Source organism: Roseovarius maritimus, assembly GCF_043355895.2.
GTDB classification, from domain to species: Bacteria; Pseudomonadota; Alphaproteobacteria; order Rhodobacterales; family Rhodobacteraceae; genus Roseovarius; species Roseovarius maritimus.
In genome coordinates, this window is the sequence record NZ_JBHFPF020000014.1 from 43851 (window position 1) to 59574 (window position 15724).

Genomic DNA, 15724 nt, shown 5'->3' on the forward strand with positions numbered 1-15724 from the left:
ATGTGCTCAGGCCCGCGCAATCAATCCAGCTCGTCAAAGGCGCGCATCGCTTCGACGCCGTAGACGGTGGACGGCCCGCCGCCCATCATGATCGCGACGCCGACCATCTCGGCCACCTCCTCGCGCGTGGCGCCGGCCTTGCGCAGCGCGGCGACATGGGCAGCGATGCACCCGTCACAGCGCGCGGAGATGGCGATGCCCATGGCAATCAGCTCCTTGACCTTGCGCGACAGCGCGCCGTCCTTGGTCGCAGCGCCCACAAGCTCGCCGAATGCCTTCAGGGGCTCGGGAATGTCGCCCTTCAGCTTGCGGTAGCCATCGTGATACTCGCTGGCGATCTCTATGTAGTTCTTCATGCGATTCGTCCTTTTGTATGGTTCGCCCGACGCCTATGGCGTCGCGGTGGGCGAGGTTTGATTTTCGTCAATCTTCGGGCGGCGTGGCGGCCAGCCGGTCCCAGACGCGCGCGGCCACCTCTGCCGCCGGGCCATCGCAGCGCAGCCGCGCCCAGGTGACCACGCCCACATCGCGCGTTGCCATTTTCGCCAACACCCCGGCATCCGCGTCCGACGCATCATTCCGGCGCGCGTCGACACGGCTTTTCAAAGTGTCCAGCCTGCCCTCCAGCCAGATCCCGTCAAAACGCACGCCCGCCGCCACGCCTTCACAGGCGGCACGGTCCTCCGGGCTCAGATGCGTCGCATCCATGATAACGGATATCCCCGCCCCCAGATAGCGCCCCGCCTCGGCACGTAGCCGCGCGTACACACGGCCGCCGACCTCGGGTGCATAGGCGTCATCCGGCAAAGGGTCCAAGGCAGCCACGCCGAACATGCGCTTGCGCTCCACATCGCTGCGCAGGTGCCGCGCGCCGGGCGCGGGGGCCAGCCGATGCGCCACCGCGCGCGCGATAGTCGTCTTGCCCGTGCCCGACAGCCCGCCAACCGCCACCAGCCGGGGCCGCGCGGGCGCAAGACAGGACAGCGCCAGATCGAGATAGCTCTCCGCCGCACAATGGGCCGTGCGGTCCTCGGGGTGCAGCCGGTAAGCCTGAATGCCCACCATCGCGCGGATCGCGGCGCGGAGCCCCAGAAACAGAGGCAAGGCCCGCAGGCCCACCGGATCGAAGGCGCAATCGGTGTCTATATAGCTGTTCAGGGTCTGGTTGGCCGCCTGCATCAACCCGCGCTGCATCATGTCCATGAGCAGAAAGGCCAGATCATAAAGCGTGTCGCAAGTGCCCAGACGCTCGTCGAATTCCAGCGCATCGAAAGGCGTCGGCACGCCGTTCATCAGCACGATATTGCGCAGGTGCAGATCGCCGTGACAGCGCCGGACATGGCCCGCCTCGGCGCGGGCGCGCAGGATGGGCGCGGCGGCCTCGAACTGGCGCCGCAGTCCGGCCCCCAACGCGGCAATCCGCGCCGCACCAAATTCGGCCTCCATATCGGCGAAAGCCGCCTGCATCTGCTGGATAACCCCTTCGATCAAGGCCGCGCCATCCGCCTCGCGCCGTGGACTGGCGGCATGATAGCTGGCGATGGCCACACCCATGTCGCGCGCCATGTCAGCCGTCAAATCGCCCCGCGCGGCGATATTCGACATCTCGTCCGAGGCGGCAAACCGCCGCATCCGCAACAGCCACTCGACCTGCGCGCCCTTGCCGCCCACGGCCAGCGCACCCGCCCCGTTCCGCGTCACCGGAACCAGATCGCGGTAGATGCCGGGCGCAAAGCCCTTGTTCAGCTCCAGCTCGCGCGCCAGCATCTCGCGGCGCAGCCGGGGCGTCGAGTAATCAAGGTAACCATACCTCACCGCGCGCTTCATCTTGTAGGCCGTGTCCTGCGTCAGAAAAACCAGCGCGCCATGCGTTTCGACCACCTCTGCCACGGCGCCTTCCTCCAGTGCCCCGCGCCCGGACAGGAACGCCGTCACCTCGGCCTGCGAATTGCCCTTCTGCGCCATGCCGTGCAGCCTCACCTTTGCCGTATCACCCTTAGAATCGCAGCATAATTGCCCCCAGCCCCCGCGCCTTGACCTCGCGCAATCGCTCACGGAAAATTTTTTTCCTCCTCATGGCAGATTTTCAGAACAAGATTCCCCTTCCGCCAATCGCCCCCTCACGATGGACCTTTCGGCTGCGCCTGCGTTGTCCCTGCAAGGACAGATGTTATCTGCCGCCCATCAAACTGACACAGACCCGGAAGGCACCTCCCATGAAACGCATTCTCGCCGCCACCGCCCTTGCCGCCACGCTCGCCGCGCCCATGGCGCAGGCCGAGACGTGGGATGTCGGCATGTCGGGCGGCTATTTCCCCTTCACCTTCGTGCAACTGGACGAGCTTCAGGGCTTCGAAGTCGACTTCATCAACGCGCTGGCCGAGGAGACCGGCAACGAGGTGAATTTCGTCACGATGGCCTTTTCCGGCCTCATCGGCGCGCTGGAATCGGGCCGCATCGACACGATCGCCAACCAGATCACAATCACCCCCGAGCGCGAGGCGAAATTCGCCTTTTCGCAGCCTTATGTCTTTGATGGCGCGCAGGTCGTGGTCAAGGAAGGCAACGAGGGCAGCATCACCGGCCCCGAGGATCTGTCGGGCAAGACGGTCGCGGTCAATCTCGGCTCGAATTTCGAGCAGCTTCTGAACGATCTGCCGAACGCGGGCGAGATCGACATCAAGACCTATGAGAGCAACATCGCGCAGGACACCGCGCTTGGCCGCGTCGACGCCTTCGTGATGGACCGCGTCTCGTCGGCCCAGCTGATCGCAGAGAGCCCCCTGCCCCTCGCCCTCGCGGGTCAGCCGTTCTCCGAGATCCGCAACGCCCTGCCCTTCCGCGACGACGACGAAGGCCGCGCCCTCCGCGAGGAAATCGACGCCGCCATCACCACGCTCAAGGAAAACGGCACGCTGGCCGGGATCTCGCAGAAATGGTTCGGCACCGACATCACCTCGGCGGACTGACCCATGCGCGCGCTCGATCTGGACTACATGCTGGGGCTGATCCCGGTGCTGCTGGGTTATGTCCCGCTCACGCTCTTCATGGCGGGGGTGGGCATGGTCTTTGCACTGGTCTTGGCCGCGCTGATGGCGGTCGAGCGCGTGGCGCAGGTGCCGGTCCTCGACTGGCTCGTGCGCCTCTTCATCAGCTTCTTTCGCGGCACGCCGCTCTTGGTGCAACTCTTCCTCTTCTATTTCGGCCTGCCACAGATGCTGTCCTTCCTCACCCAGATCAACGGGGTGACGGCGACGATCATGGGGCTGACGCTGCATTTCTCGGCCTATATGGCCGAGAGCATCCGCGCGGCCATCCTCGGCGTCGATCGCAGCCAATGGGAGGCGGGCCAGGCCATCGGCATGACCCAGGGCCAGCTGATGCGCCGCATCATCCTGCCGCAGGCGGCCCGCGTCGCGGCGCCGACGCTGGTCAATTACTTCATCGACATGGTCAAGGGCACCTCGCTGGCCTTCACGCTGGGCGTGACCGAACTCATGGGCGCGGCGCAAAAGGAGGCGGCCGGTAGCTTCCTTTATTTCGAGGCCTTCCTGGTGGTCGCCGCGATCTACTGGATTCTGGTCGAGGCGCTGTCATGGGGGCAGCGCCGGCTGGAGACATGGCTTAACAAGGCGCACGCGCGATGATCCATATCCAAAACCTCTCCAAAAGCTTCGGCAGCAACACCGTGCTGGACGATATCAGCCTCGACATCCAGCCGGGCGAGCGCATCGTCGTGATCGGCCCGTCAGGCACCGGCAAATCGACGCTCTTGCGCTGTCTCAATTTCCTCGATGCACCGGACAAGGGCCGCATCACCATCGGCGATCTGACTGTCGATGCCGCGAATGCCACCAAGAAGGACATCCTCGGCCTGCGCCGCCGCACCGGCTTTGTCTTTCAGAACTACGCGCTTTTTGCCAACAAGACGGCGCTGCAGAACATCACCGAGGCGCTGATCACCGTCAAAGGCCAAAGCCGCAGCGAGGCTGAGAAACGCGCCCGCCAGATCCTGCGCGAGACGGGGCTGGAGGCCAAGGCAGACGCCTATCCCGCCGCCCTCTCGGGCGGTCAGCAACAGCGCGTCGGCATTGGCCGGGCGATGGCGCTGGACGCCGAACTCCTGCTCTTCGACGAGCCGACAAGCGCGCTCGATCCCGAATGGGTGGGCGAGGTGCTGGACCTCATGCGCGCGCTGGCCGAGACGCGCCAGACCATGCTGATCGTCACCCACGAGATGCAATTCGCGCGCGAGATCGCGGACCGTATCCTCTTCATGGACGGCGGCCGCATCATTGAGCAGGGCCCGCCCGAGCAGCTCTTGGGCAATCCACAGGACGCGCGCACTCGCGCCTTCCTGCGCCGCGTCGCGTGACCGGGCTTTCTCGCCATTGCCGTGGAACATCCCGGCCCCGCCGCAGTTGATCCGCTGCAAGAGGGGCTCCGCGCAGATGAATGATCAGACCAAAACCCAGCCACGTATCTGCGTGCTGATGAATGCCGGCTCGGGCAAGAATGATGCGAAGAGCGCGCGCGCGCGCATCGACGCCGCCTTTCGCGAGGCGGGAGGGCACGCCGAGATCCGCATGATGGCCAAGGGCGATCAGATCGAGGAAACGGCGGGCGGCGCGCTTGACGATGGCTTTGATATCATCGTCGCGGCGGGCGGCGACGGCACCATCGCGGGCATTGCAGGCGTCCTGCGCGGAAAGGGGACGCCAATGGGCATCATCCCCTTGGGCACGTTCAACTATTTCGCCCGCTCGCTGGATATCCCCGAAGAGGTCGAAGAGGCCGCGCACCTCATCGCCACCGGGGCAAAGCGCGCCGTGCGCATCGGTACCATCAATGGCCGCACCTTCCTGAACAATGCCAGCCTCGGCGCCTACCCCGCCATCCTGCGCACCCGCGAAGAGACCTATCGCAAATGGGGCCGCAGCCGCGTGGCCGCCTATTGGTCCGTGCTGATCACGCTGGTCACACTGCGCCGCCCTCTGAAACTGTCCATCGAGGCGAACGGGCAGACCACGCATCACCGCACGCCGCTGGCCTTCGCCGTCAACAACGCCTTTCAGCTGAACGAGATGGGGCTGGAGGGGCGCGACAATATCGCCAAGGGGCAGATCGCGCTTTTCGTGGCGCCCGATACGGGCCGCTGGGGAATGCTGCGCAACGCGCTGGCGCTGGCGATGGGCCGCGCGCAGCAGGGTGTCGAGTTTCGCCTGATCGCCGCCGACCGCATCGACATCCAGACCGACCGTCGCGGATGCGACGTGGCCTGCGATGGCGAGCGGGCGCGGATGCGTGCCCCCTTTGGCCTGCGCGCATTGGAGGATGAGCTGACCGTCATCGTCCCAGAAGACAGGCAGGCCGGCACCAGATGAGCCGGATCCTGCACCTTTCCGATCTGCATTTCGGCCGTGCCCGGCCCGAATTGCTGGACCCGCTGAAACAGCAGATCAACGCGCTTGCCCCCGATCTGGTGGCCATTTCGGGCGATCTGACACAGCGCGCCCGCTCGGCCCAGTTCCGCGAGGCGCAGGCCTTCATCGACGCGCTGGACGCGCCCGCGCTGGTCGTGCCCGGCAATCACGACATCCCGCTGCATGACCCGATCAGCCGCATCCTGCACCCCTGGCGCAACTACCGCCGCATCATCTCGCAGGATCTGGAGCCCGAGCATATCGACAACGGCATGGTCGTGCTGGGCGTCAACACGGTCAACCGCTTTGCCCATCAAAGCGGGCGTTTCACCCGCTCGGCGCTGGCCCGCATCGCCCGCGCGTTTGATGAGGCCGGCCCGCGCACCCGCGTGATCGTCGCGCATCATCCGCTGGAGCATCGCGCGACCGACAAGAAAAAGCCGATGCGCGGGGCCGAGCGCGCCGCCAACCGGCTTGCCGAGCTGGGGGCCGATCTGGTCCTGACCGGGCATCTGCACAGCTGGCGCGCCGCGCCCTTTGCGCATCGCGACGGGCGGCGCGCGGTGCTGCAGGTCCATGCGGGCACGGGCCTCTCGACCCGGCTGCGCGGCGAGGAGAATGATTTCAACCTGATCGAGACCGCGCCCGATGCCATCACCGTCACGCGCTATGCGGCCGGGATGGGCGACAAGGCGTTCGATATCGTCGAATCCCGCCGGTTCGGCGCGGACGGAACTGGCTGGGCGCTGATCCCCGCACGCTGATCCGCAGCCTTGCACCAAGGCGCCGCCGCCCCCAGATTAACCGTAACCGGACTTCAAAAAGAGGCCGCCATGCGCTACTCCGTTCTCGATCTCGCCCCCGTCGCCGAGGGCAGCGATACCCGCACCGCCATCGCCAATTCCGTCTCCCTTGCGCAAAAGGCCGAGGGGTGGGGCTATCACCGCTATTGGCTGGCCGAGCATCACAACATGCCCGGCATCGCCAGCGCCGCGACCTCGGTGCTGATCGGCCATATCGCGGACGCGACCCGGACCATGCGCATCGGCGCGGGGGGCATCATGCTGCCCAATCATGCGCCGCTGGCGATTGCCGAGCAGTTCGGCACGCTTGCCACTATCCATCCGGGCCGGATCGATCTGGGCCTTGGCCGCGCGCCCGGTGGCGACATGGCGGTCGCGCGGGCGCTGCGCCGCGGGCTGGAACAGGACCGCTTTCCCGAGGATGTGATGGAGCTGATCCAGTATCTGGGCGATGCGCGCCCCGGCGCGCCCGTTGCCGCCCATCCCGGCCAGGGCACGCATGTGCCCGTCTGGATCCTGGGCAGCAGCCTTTACGGTGCGCAGCTGGCCGCCCATCTGGGCCTGCCCTATGCCTTCGCCTCGCATTTCGCGCCCGACGCGCTGGATCAGGCGCTGGAGATCTACCGCGACCGGTTCCAGCCGTCCGAGCATCTGGAACGGCCCTATTTCATGCTGGCCGCCAACATCTTTGCCGCGGACACCGATGCCGAGGGCGCGTACCTGCGCACCTCGATGCAGCAGGCCTTCGCCCGCCTGCGCACCGGCAAGCCCGGCAAACTGCCCGCCCCGGTCGAGGATATCGAGGCCGCCATCGGCCCCGACATGACCCGCGGCGTGAACCACGCCTTGCGTGTCACCGCGACCGGCAGCAAGGCGTCGGTGCGCAGCGCCCTTGAGGATATGCAAGCGCGCTACGCCCCCGATGAGATGATCCTGACAGGCCAGATCCACGATCCCGATGCCCGGCAGCGATCCTTCCAGATCGCCGCCGAGGCGCTGTCGGACATGGCCAAGGCCGAGGCCGCCTAGCCGCTGGGGCACCCTGCCCCGGCGTCGATCCAGGCTTGCGTCAGCGCGCCGAACCGCTCCTGACTGCCTGGCGCAGGTTCGCGCCCCTCGCCCGGCTCCCAGCCCCAGCCGACCAATCCGTCATTGGCGTTATGGTCCTGCAACTCGGCCAGGCTCTTGCCGCCATTGCGCTCGGGATCTTTGATCTGCGCGCAGATCTCGGGCAGGGTCAGCCCAATCCACCCCATCGACAGCGGCGCAAGATGCCATGGCTGATGCCCCGGCACCGACCCTTCGGCGCCAACATAGGCCACGTTCTCTGCCCCATGGCAGGTGATGCAGCGCATCCCCGGCGCGCCAAAGCCCGCAGGCCCGCCGCGCACGACCGGCGGCTGGTGCAGCGCCAGATCATCCCCCTGCCGGGGCGAGCCATCAACCGGGTGGCAATTCAGGCAGCGCGGATGCTGCAGCACCTTGCCCATCTCGGTAAAGATCGCGGCCGCGCGCGCGCCCTCGTCCTCGATCCCGGCAAAGCTGCCCGGCGCGGCCAGATCCCCGGCGAGCGCGGGCAGCGCCAGAAAAGGCAGGGCAAACAGGGCGGGCTTCATCATGGCAGACATCCGCATCATGCCGCCCCCCGCGCAAAGGGAAGCCTGTAGGGCATCTTGCCGGTCAGGGCGCGCCACGCATTGGCCACGGCGGGCGCGATGGGCGGCGTGCCCGGCTCGCCCACGCCCGTCGGGTTCTCCTCGCTCTGAATGATCGACACCTCGATCTGCGGCATCTCGCCGATGCGCAGCATGGGGTAGCCGTCGTAATTGGACTGCCTCACACGGCCGCCCTCATCCAACGTGATCTCATCATGCAGCATGGAGCCAAGGCCAAAGCCGATGCCACCCTCCATCTGCGCGCGCACCACGTCGGGCGTGACCGCCAGGCCGCAATCCACCGCGCACCAGACGCGGGTGACATGCGGGCTGCCGTCCCGGTCCTCGACCTCGACGATCTGTGCGACATAGCTGCCGAAGCTGCGCACCACGGCGACGCCCATGCGCTTGTCGCCCATGCCGGGACCGGACCATCCGGCCATCTCGGCCACCCGGCTCAGCACTGCGGCATCGCGGGGCCGGTCCTCGCGCATCAGGGCCATGCGGCCCTCCACCGGATCATTGCCCCCGGCCTCCAGCACCCGGTCCAGAAACGTCTCGACCGCGTAGGCCGTATGCGTATGCCCGACCGAGCGCCACCAGAGCGTTGGCACCCCTGCATCCATCTGCGCCCAGCTCAGCCGGGTATTGGGCAGATCATAGGCCAGATCGTTCGACCCCTCGTAGGAGGTAGGATCCAGCCCGTCCTTCATCATCATGGCAAAGGGCGTATCCGCGATGATCGACTGGTTGGCCACGGTGTTCAGCCAGGCGGTGATGTTGCCATCGGCGTCCAGCCCCGCCTTGAGGTGATGCGCCGTCAGCGGGCGGTAATAGCCCGCCTGCATGTCATTCTCGCGCGTATAGACCAGCTTGTAGGCGCCCTGCCCCGCCGCCTTGGCGACATTGGCCAGCTCGGCGGCGAAATGGCTGTCCGGCGTCGCCCGGCGGCCAAAGCTGCCGCCCGCGAACATCGTATGCATCTCGATCTTGCCCGGCTCCATGCCCAGAACGCCGCCCATCGCCTGGCGGCTGATCGTCGGGATCTGCTCCCCGGCCCAAACCTCGGCGCCGTCTTCGCGCAGCTCTATCACGCCGTCCAGCGGCTCCAGCGCGGCATGGGCGAGGTAGGGAAAGAGGTAATCGGCCTCGATCACCTCGGCCGCATTCTCCAGCGCCGTATCCACATCGCCCGCCGCCTCGGCCACCTTGCCAGGGGCACGCGCCGCCTCGGCAAAGACGCGGGCGATCTCGTCCGAGGACCGCGTCTCGGCCCCGCTCTCGTCCCATTCGACCGTCACCGCATCGCGGCCCTTGAAGGCGGCAAAGGTATTGCCCGCATAGACGGCGATGCCCGATGGCACCTGCCGCACGGCGCTGACACCTGCGATCTCCATCGCCGCGCTGCCATCGAATGACGCCACCACCGCGCCGAATTTGGGCGGATGGACCATGGCGACCACCTGCATCCCCTCGCGGTAGACGTCGATGGAAAACTGCGCGCTGCCATTGGTCTTGGCCTCGGCATCGAGGCGCATTACCCCCTCGCCCCCGATCAGGGTGAACTCCGCCGGATCCTTCAGCGCGGGATTTTCCGGCACCGGCATTCCTGCCGCCGCCTCGGCCAGCGCGCCAAAGCCCGAGGATTGGCCGCTGCCCTCATGCGCCACCACGCCCTTGGTAACGGTGATCTCGCCCGCCGGCACGCCCCACTCATCAGCCGCCGCGGCAACCAGCATCGCGCGCGCCGCCGCGCCCGCCTGACGCATCGTCATGTAGCTGTTCGACAGGCCGGTCGAGCCGCCCGTGCCCTGCACGCCAAAGGCGGTGTTCACATAGCGGCTGGGATCCACCGGCGCTTGCTCGGCCCGCATCTGGGACCAGTCGGCATCCATCTCCTCGGCCACCAGAATGGGCAGGCCGGTATTGGCCCCCTGCCCGATCTCGATATGCTTGACCAGAACGGTCACGCTGTCATCAGGCGCGATCCGAACGAAGGCATTGGGGGCATAGCCCTCACCAGTGGCGCTCGCCCGCGCCTTGGGCGCAAGGTAGAGGCCCAGAACCAGACCGGCGGACCCGGCCAGAAATCCGCGCCGCGTGGGGCGCGGGGCGGTCAATTTCTTGATGCTCGGATGCATGGCTTAGCCCTCCAGACTGTCGGACGCCTGGCGGATCGCCTGGCGAATACGGGCATAGGTCGCGCAGCGGCAGATATTGCCGGCCATCGCGTTGTCGATATCCTCATCAGTGGGTTTAGGCACCTCTTGCAGCAGGGCCGTCGCGGCCACCACCTGCCCCGATTGGCAATACCCGCATTGCGGCACGTTGATCCCGACCCAGGCGGCCTGGACAGCCTCGGCCTCGGCGCCTTCCAATGCTTCGATGGTGCGCACATCCGCGCCCTCCAGCGTGCCGATGGGCGTGACGCAGGACCGGCGGGTCATGCCGTCCAGCAGCACGGTGCAGGCACCGCATTGCGCAATGCCGCAGCCGAATTTCGTCCCGGTCAGCCGCAACTCGTCGCGCAGCGCCCACAGCAGGGGTGTCTCGGGGTCGGCGTCCAGCGTCACGGCGTTGCCGTTGACGGTCAATGAAATGGCCATGGGGCTCTCCTTTGGCTTGTGCGGCAAAAGGTAGCGCTCGGCCAAAGGATGGCGAGGGGGGGCGCGTCCACCCCCCTGCGCTTAGGCGGCTTTTTTCTTGCGCCCCAGCCGGGCGATCATCGCGAAGAAGAGCGGCACGAAGAGAACGCCCAGCACGGTGCCGGTGATCGTGCCCGACAATACCCCCGACCCGATGGCCGTCCGTCCGCCCGAGCCGGCCCCGGTGCTGAGGACCAGCGGAAGCACGCCAAGGCTGAAGGCCATCGAGGTCATCAGGATGGGGCGGAAACGCTGGCGCGCGGCATCGACGGCGGCCTCGTATATGCTCTCGCCCGCCTCGCGTTTATCCCGCGCGAATTCCACGATCAGGATCGCGTTCTTGCCGGTCAGGCCAATCACCGTCAGCAGGCCCACCTGGAAAAAGACCCCGTTCTCGAACCCGCCCAGCCACGCGCCTCCCAGCGCGCCGACAACGCCCACGGGCATGGCCAGCATCACCGCAAAGGGAATCGACCACGACTCGTAGAGCGCGGCCAGAGCCAGGAAGATCGCCGCCAGGGACAGTCCGTAAAGCAGCGGCGCCTGACTGCCCGATTCCTGCTCTTCCAGCGACAGACCGGTCAGCGAGATCTGGAAACCGGGCGGCAGTTGCTGGGCAAGCCGCTCGATCTCGGCAATGGCGTCGCCGGTGGACACCCCCGGCGCGGGCGAGCCCTGGATCTGCATCGCGGGCACGCCGTTATAGCGGTTCACGCCCTGCGGTCCGTAGGTCCAGGACGCGTCGACAAAGTTCGAAAACGGGACCAGCCCGCCGCTGGCGTTGCGCACGCGCCATTTCTCGATATCCGAGGGCACGGCGCGCGCATCCGCCTCGCCCTGCACATAGACCCGCTTGATCCGGCCCTCATCGACGAAATCGTTGACATATTGCCCGGCCCAGGCGGTGCTCAGCAGGCTGCCCACATCGGTAGCTGATACGCCCATCGCCCCGGCGCGCCGCCAGTCGATATCAAGGTTGAACTGCGCCGCATCCTCCAGCCCGTTGGGCCGCGCGCTGGCGATCAGCGGGCTTTCCGCCGCCATGCCCAGCATCTGGTTGCGCGCCTCCAGGAGCTGCTCATGGCTCTGCCCGCCGCGCGCCTGAATGTAGAAGTCAAAGCCCGACACGTTCCCCAGCTCGATCACCGATGGCGGCACGATGGGAAAGACCATCGCGCCCTCGATCTGGCTGAACGCGCCAAAGGCCCGCCCGGCCAGCGCCTGAACGCTGGTCCCCGCCGCCTCGCGCTCTTTCCAGTCCTTGAGCCGCACGAAGGCGATCCCCAGGTTCTGCCCCTGCCCCGAGAAGCTGAACCCCGCCACGCCGAATACACTCTGCACAACGTCGCTTTCCTGCGTCAGGAAATACTCCTCGACCTGCTTGACCACGTCCAGCGTCTGCTCGGTCGTGGTGCCGGTCGGACCCTGGATCAGCGTGAAGAGGATGCCCTGATCCTCTTCGGGTAGGAAACCCTGCGGCGTGCGCATGAAAAGGCCAACCATCACCGCGACGATGATCAGGTACACGATACCCAGCCGCACGGGCCGCTTCACGATGCCGCCGACGGTGGCGGCATAGCCGCCCAGCACCTTGTCAAAGCCGGTATTGAACCAGGCCAAGGGGCCGCGCTTGTGCCCGCCATGATCCTTGGATTTCAGCATCGTCGCGCAGAGCGCCGGAGTCAGCGTCAGCGCCACCAGCACCGACAGCGCCATGGCAGAGATGATCGTGACCGAGAACTGCTGATAGATCACCCCGGTCGAGCCGGGAAAGAACGCCATCGGCACAAAGACCGCCGACAGCACCACGCCGATGCCGATCAGCGCGCCGGTGATCTGGTCCATCGACTTGCGCGTCGCCTCCTTGGGGCTGAGACCCTCCTGCTCCATGATCCGCTCGACGTTCTCGACCACCACGATGGCGTCATCCACCAGCAGACCAATGGCCAGAACCATCGCCAGCATGGTCAGCGTATTGATCGAAAAGCCCATCAGCGACAGCACCCCGAACGTGCCCAAGAGGACCACAGGCACCGCCAGCGTCGGAACCAGCGTCGCGCGCAGGTTCTGCAGGAACAGATACATCACGAAGAAAACGAGGATGATCGCCTCGATCAGCGTCTTGACCACCTCCTCGATCGAGATCTCGACGAAGGGCGTCGTGTCATAGGGGATCACATATTCGATCCCCTCCGGAAAGAACTGCGCCAGCTCCTCCACGCGCTCTTCGACCGCCGTCGCCGTGTCCAGCGCATTGGCGCCGGGCGCCAGACTGATAGCCAGCCCCGAGGCCGCCTGCTGATTGAAGCGCGAGATGGTGCCGTAATTCTCGGCCCCGATTTCCACCCGCGCCACGTCATTGACCAGGACAAGGCCGCCATCCGTCTCGGCCCGGATCACGATCTGGCGGAAATCCTCGGGCGTCGTAAGCAGCGATTGCGCCGTGATCGTCGCGTTCAGAACCTGCCCCTCGACGGCGGGCCGCGAGCCGAATTCACCGGCCGAGATCTGTGCATTCTGCGCCTGAACAGCGCGCACTACATCCGCCGGCGTCAGCTCGAACGCGGCCAGCTTGGAAGGGTCCAGCCAGATGCGCATGGCGTATTGCGCGCCGAAGACGCGCACATTGCCCACCCCGTCAACACGGCTCAGCTCGTTCACCATGTTGGTTTCCAGATAGTCGCCCAGATCGGTCGCGTCATACCCGCCGCTTTCGGCGATGAGCGCGATCACCATCAGGAACCCGGACGAGGATTTCTGCACCGTCACGCCCTGCCGCTGCACCGGCTCGGGCAGAAGGGCCGTCGCCTGCGCCAGCTTGTTCTGCACCTGCACCTGCGCGATGTCGGGGTCCGTCCCCGTCTCGAAGGTCAGGGTGATGCTGGCCCCGCCCGCACTGGTCGAACTGGACGAGATGTAGCGCAGCCCATCAAGGCCGGTCATCTGCTGCTCGATCACCTGCGTCACGGTATTGGCCACCGTATCGGCGCTGGCGCCGGGATAGGCGGCACTGACCGACACCGTCGGCGGCGCGATCTGCGGATATTGCGCAACGGGCAGCGTCACGATGGACAGAATGCCGATCCCCATGATGAAGATCGAGATGACCCAGGCAAAGATCGGTCGGTCGATAAAGAAACGGGCCATGCGTGGGGCGCTCCGGTCAGGATCGGGTCAGATGGGATGCGGCGCGGGGCCGCATCATTCGGCGGGCTGTTCTGCGGCGTTTTCGGCATCGCCGGGAACGGCGCTTGGCTCGGTATCCGGCTCGGCGCTTGGCTCTCCAGCAGGCTCGGCCTCAGTGGCGGTCTCAGTGGCCGTCTCAGGCTCGGCCTCCGGCGCGGCGCGCTCCTCCGGAGCTTCTTCTGCGCGCTCCTTTGGAACTTCTTCTGCGCGCTCCTTCGGAACTTCTTCTGCGCGCTCCTTCGGAGCGACAGTCGCGCCGGGCACGGCCTTTTGCAGGCCGGTCACGACAACGCGGTCGCCATCCTGCAACCCCTCGCTGACCACCCAGTCCTGCCCGCGATCCTGCAGCACCGTCAGAACGCGCTGCTCGACCACGCCATCGGCATTCACCACCAGCGCGGTGGGCTGGCCGCGCCGGTTGCGGCTGATCCCCTCCTGCGGGACCAGAATGCCGCCACGGGCGATCCCGTTGGGCATCTCGGCCTGCACATACATGCCGGGCAGCAACAGCTTGTCGGGATTGGCGAATTCCATGCGCAGCACGACGACGCCGGTCAGCGGATTGACCACCGGCTCGGCGGCGGTCAGCATCCCGGTCTGCTCGAATTCGGTCCCATCGGCCAGCGTCAGGCGCACCTCCTGCGCGCCCTCCCCTATCCGCGCGCCCATGTTGCCGCGCCGGAAATCCAAGAGCTCGGCGGCGGATTGCGTCACGTCCACATAGACCGGATCGATATTGCGCACCGTGGCCAGCGGCGTCTGCTGGCTGGCCGTGACCAACGCGCCGGGGCTGACCATCGAGCGCCCGATCTCGCCCGAGAGGCGCGCGCGGATCTCGGTGCGGTCCAGCTCGATCTCGGCCGATTTCAACTGTGCCTCGGCGGCCTGCAGGCTGGCAACCGCGCCGTCGCGGGCGGCAATCGCGCTGTCCAGCGCCTGCTCGCTCACCACGTTGCGCTCGCTCAGCGTCTCCAGCCGCCCCGCCTCGCGCTCGGTCGCCTTGACCTGCGCCTGCGCCTGCGCCACCGCAGCGCGGGCCTGCGCCACGGCGGCGTCATAGCTGGCCGGGTCGATCCGGTAGAGCACATCGCCCGCCTCGACGCGGCCCCCCTCGTCAAAGAGGCGCTCGGTGATGATGCCCGCCACCTGCGGGCGCACCTCCGCCTCGGCCGAGGCAACGACGCGGCCCGGCAGGGTCGAGGTCAGATCCACATCGCTGGCCTTGACGGTGACAACAGTGACGGCAGGCGGAGGGCGGTCCCCCTGTTGGGCCAAGGCCGGCGCGGCCAGACCGGCGGCGATCAGGATCAGGGGTAGGATGGGTCTGAAATGCAGCATCAAATCACGGGTCCAATCGGCAACAGGCGGAATTGCGCCGGACAATAGTCTAAACTCTCCGGTTCACAAGGGGGCGCCACAGGTAATCGAAGAAGGGCCACGCGCCCTCAGCGCAGGCCGTTCGCCGCGATCTCGCGCGCCAGCTGGCGCATCACCGCACCGCGCGCCGATGCGATATCCTGCGCGCTGAACTCGCCCGTGATCGGCACCGCCAGCGAGAAGAGGCGCGCGCGGTCGCGGCCATTGTCGGGCGCGACGAAATACTGCCCCGACATGCGGAACGTGCCATCGGCATAGGCCAGCATTTCCTCGATCCGCAGCTCGACCTCGGCCTCGGGCCGGTCAAGGAATGGCCAGGGCTCGCTCGCCACCCGCGCACCGGTGATCTGCGCCAGATAGCGCGTCAGCTCCAGCGTGATGGCGCGGCCCGGATCATCTGCCCAGAGCAGGCCATCGCCGGCGACGATCTTGCCTTCAGGGCCGGACACCCAGATTTCCTCGGAGGCCGCATAGGTCGGCAGGGACACCTCGCGCAGCGAGACCGAGCCGTAGGAGATACGCTGCGTCGCGCCGACATCCGCGCGCGGCACGGCCACACGCTCCTCGGTGGAGCCGCATCCGGCAAGGGTGGCAAGCGCGGCCAGAATGGCGATGGATCCAGTTTTCATCATGTC

Annotated in this window: 14 protein-coding genes; 6 read left to right on the forward strand and 8 right to left on the reverse strand. The window is 66.7% G+C overall.

Annotation, left to right across the window (positions count from 1 at the left end; translation table 11 throughout):
- Positions 1 to 20 precede the first annotated feature (20 nt).
- Both ACEWPM_RS17825 and ACEWPM_RS17830 read right to left on the reverse strand, forming a co-directional pair.
- Complete coding sequence (locus ACEWPM_RS17825) at positions 21 to 356, reverse strand: carboxymuconolactone decarboxylase family protein (RefSeq protein WP_420768082.1); 336 nt, start codon at positions 354 to 356, stop codon at positions 21 to 23.
- Positions 357 to 423: 67 nt separating this feature from the next.
- A complete protein-coding gene (locus ACEWPM_RS17830) occupies positions 424 to 1965 on the reverse strand; it encodes a bifunctional aminoglycoside phosphotransferase/ATP-binding protein (RefSeq protein ID WP_420768083.1) in 1542 nt (513 codons plus the stop codon).
- 251 nt (positions 1966 to 2216) lie between these two features.
- Between ACEWPM_RS17830 and ACEWPM_RS17835 the strand changes: the two genes are divergently transcribed.
- The 6 genes from ACEWPM_RS17835 to ACEWPM_RS17860 all read left to right on the forward strand — a co-directional run bounded on the left by ACEWPM_RS17835 (position 2217) and on the right by ACEWPM_RS17860 (position 7255).
- On the forward strand, positions 2217 to 2969 hold the full coding sequence (locus ACEWPM_RS17835) for an amino acid ABC transporter substrate-binding protein (RefSeq protein ID WP_420768084.1): 753 nt from the start codon (positions 2217 to 2219) through the stop codon (positions 2967 to 2969).
- Positions 2970 to 2972: 3 nt separating this feature from the next.
- Entirely contained in the window at positions 2973 to 3647 is a 675-nt protein-coding gene (locus ACEWPM_RS17840; RefSeq protein WP_420768085.1) for an amino acid ABC transporter permease, read from the forward strand.
- Complete coding sequence (locus ACEWPM_RS17845; protein WP_420768086.1) at positions 3644 to 4375, forward strand: amino acid ABC transporter ATP-binding protein; 732 nt, start codon at positions 3644 to 3646, stop codon at positions 4373 to 4375. Before ACEWPM_RS17840 ends, ACEWPM_RS17845 begins: the two co-directional genes overlap by 4 nt.
- A 76-nt stretch (positions 4376 to 4451) precedes the next feature.
- Entirely contained in the window at positions 4452 to 5384 is a 933-nt protein-coding gene (locus ACEWPM_RS17850) for a diacylglycerol/lipid kinase family protein (protein WP_420768087.1), read from the forward strand.
- On the forward strand, positions 5381 to 6187 hold the full coding sequence (locus tag ACEWPM_RS17855) for a metallophosphoesterase family protein (RefSeq protein ID WP_420768088.1): 807 nt from the start codon (positions 5381 to 5383) through the stop codon (positions 6185 to 6187). The genes ACEWPM_RS17850 and ACEWPM_RS17855 overlap by 4 nt, the downstream gene beginning before the upstream one ends.
- A gap of 69 nt (positions 6188 to 6256) precedes the next feature.
- On the forward strand, positions 6257 to 7255 hold the full coding sequence (locus ACEWPM_RS17860; protein WP_420768089.1) for an LLM class flavin-dependent oxidoreductase: 999 nt from the start codon (positions 6257 to 6259) through the stop codon (positions 7253 to 7255).
- Here the strand turns inward: ACEWPM_RS17860 and ACEWPM_RS17865 are convergent.
- From ACEWPM_RS17865 to ACEWPM_RS17890, 6 genes are all read right to left on the reverse strand, one after another.
- Complete coding sequence (locus ACEWPM_RS17865; RefSeq protein WP_420768090.1) at positions 7252 to 7845, reverse strand: Isoquinoline 1-oxidoreductase subunit; 594 nt, start codon at positions 7843 to 7845, stop codon at positions 7252 to 7254. The two genes, ACEWPM_RS17860 and ACEWPM_RS17865, sit on opposite strands and share 4 nt — an antisense overlap.
- Positions 7846 to 7859: 14 nt before the next feature.
- Complete coding sequence (locus ACEWPM_RS17870; protein WP_420768091.1) at positions 7860 to 10022, reverse strand: xanthine dehydrogenase family protein molybdopterin-binding subunit; 2163 nt, start codon at positions 10020 to 10022, stop codon at positions 7860 to 7862.
- Between the two features lie 3 nt (positions 10023 to 10025).
- Entirely contained in the window at positions 10026 to 10487 is a 462-nt protein-coding gene (locus tag ACEWPM_RS17875) for a (2Fe-2S)-binding protein (RefSeq protein WP_420768092.1), read from the reverse strand.
- A gap of 81 nt (positions 10488 to 10568) precedes the next feature.
- Positions 10569 to 13673, reverse strand: coding sequence for an efflux RND transporter permease subunit (locus ACEWPM_RS17880; RefSeq protein ID WP_420768093.1), 3105 nt, complete (start codon positions 13671 to 13673; stop codon positions 10569 to 10571).
- 54 nt (positions 13674 to 13727) lie between these two features.
- On the reverse strand, positions 13728 to 15050 hold the full coding sequence (locus ACEWPM_RS17885) for an efflux RND transporter periplasmic adaptor subunit (RefSeq protein ID WP_420768094.1): 1323 nt from the start codon (positions 15048 to 15050) through the stop codon (positions 13728 to 13730).
- 107 nt (positions 15051 to 15157) lie between these two features.
- Positions 15158 to 15721: a PqiC family protein gene (locus ACEWPM_RS17890; protein WP_420768095.1), complete on the reverse strand. Its 564-nt coding sequence runs from the start codon at positions 15719 to 15721 to the stop codon at positions 15158 to 15160.
- Positions 15722 to 15724: the final 3 nt, after the last annotated feature.

Excerpts from the sequence above, each read along its gene's own strand:
- ACEWPM_RS17840 (WP_420768085.1), top strand. The coding sequence starts at position 2,973 with ATGCGCGCGCTCGATCTGGACTACATGCTGGGGCTGATCCCGGTGCTG.
- ACEWPM_RS17890 (WP_420768095.1), bottom strand. The coding sequence starts at position 15,721 with ATGATGAAAACTGGATCCATCGCCATTCTGGCCGCGCTTGCCACCCTT.
- ACEWPM_RS17885 (WP_420768094.1), bottom strand. The coding sequence starts at position 15,050 with ATGCTGCATTTCAGACCCATCCTACCCCTGATCCTGATCGCCGCCGGT.
- ACEWPM_RS17880 (WP_420768093.1), bottom strand. The coding sequence starts at position 13,673 with ATGGCCCGTTTCTTTATCGACCGACCGATCTTTGCCTGGGTCATCTCG.
- ACEWPM_RS17865 (WP_420768090.1), bottom strand. The coding sequence starts at position 7,845 with ATGATGAAGCCCGCCCTGTTTGCCCTGCCTTTTCTGGCGCTGCCCGCG.
- ACEWPM_RS17835 (WP_420768084.1), top strand. The coding sequence starts at position 2,217 with ATGAAACGCATTCTCGCCGCCACCGCCCTTGCCGCCACGCTCGCCGCG.
- ACEWPM_RS17870 (WP_420768091.1), bottom strand. The coding sequence starts at position 10,022 with ATGCATCCGAGCATCAAGAAATTGACCGCCCCGCGCCCCACGCGGCGC.
- ACEWPM_RS17845 (WP_420768086.1), top strand. The coding sequence starts at position 3,644 with ATGATCCATATCCAAAACCTCTCCAAAAGCTTCGGCAGCAACACCGTG.
- ACEWPM_RS17825 (WP_420768082.1), bottom strand. The coding sequence starts at position 356 with ATGAAGAACTACATAGAGATCGCCAGCGAGTATCACGATGGCTACCGC.
- ACEWPM_RS17850 (WP_420768087.1), top strand. The coding sequence starts at position 4,452 with ATGAATGATCAGACCAAAACCCAGCCACGTATCTGCGTGCTGATGAAT.
- ACEWPM_RS17830 (WP_420768083.1), bottom strand. The coding sequence starts at position 1,965 with ATGGCGCAGAAGGGCAATTCGCAGGCCGAGGTGACGGCGTTCCTGTCC.
- ACEWPM_RS17860 (WP_420768089.1), top strand. The coding sequence starts at position 6,257 with ATGCGCTACTCCGTTCTCGATCTCGCCCCCGTCGCCGAGGGCAGCGAT.
- ACEWPM_RS17875 (WP_420768092.1), bottom strand. The coding sequence starts at position 10,487 with ATGGCCATTTCATTGACCGTCAACGGCAACGCCGTGACGCTGGACGCC.
- ACEWPM_RS17855 (WP_420768088.1), top strand. The coding sequence starts at position 5,381 with ATGAGCCGGATCCTGCACCTTTCCGATCTGCATTTCGGCCGTGCCCGG.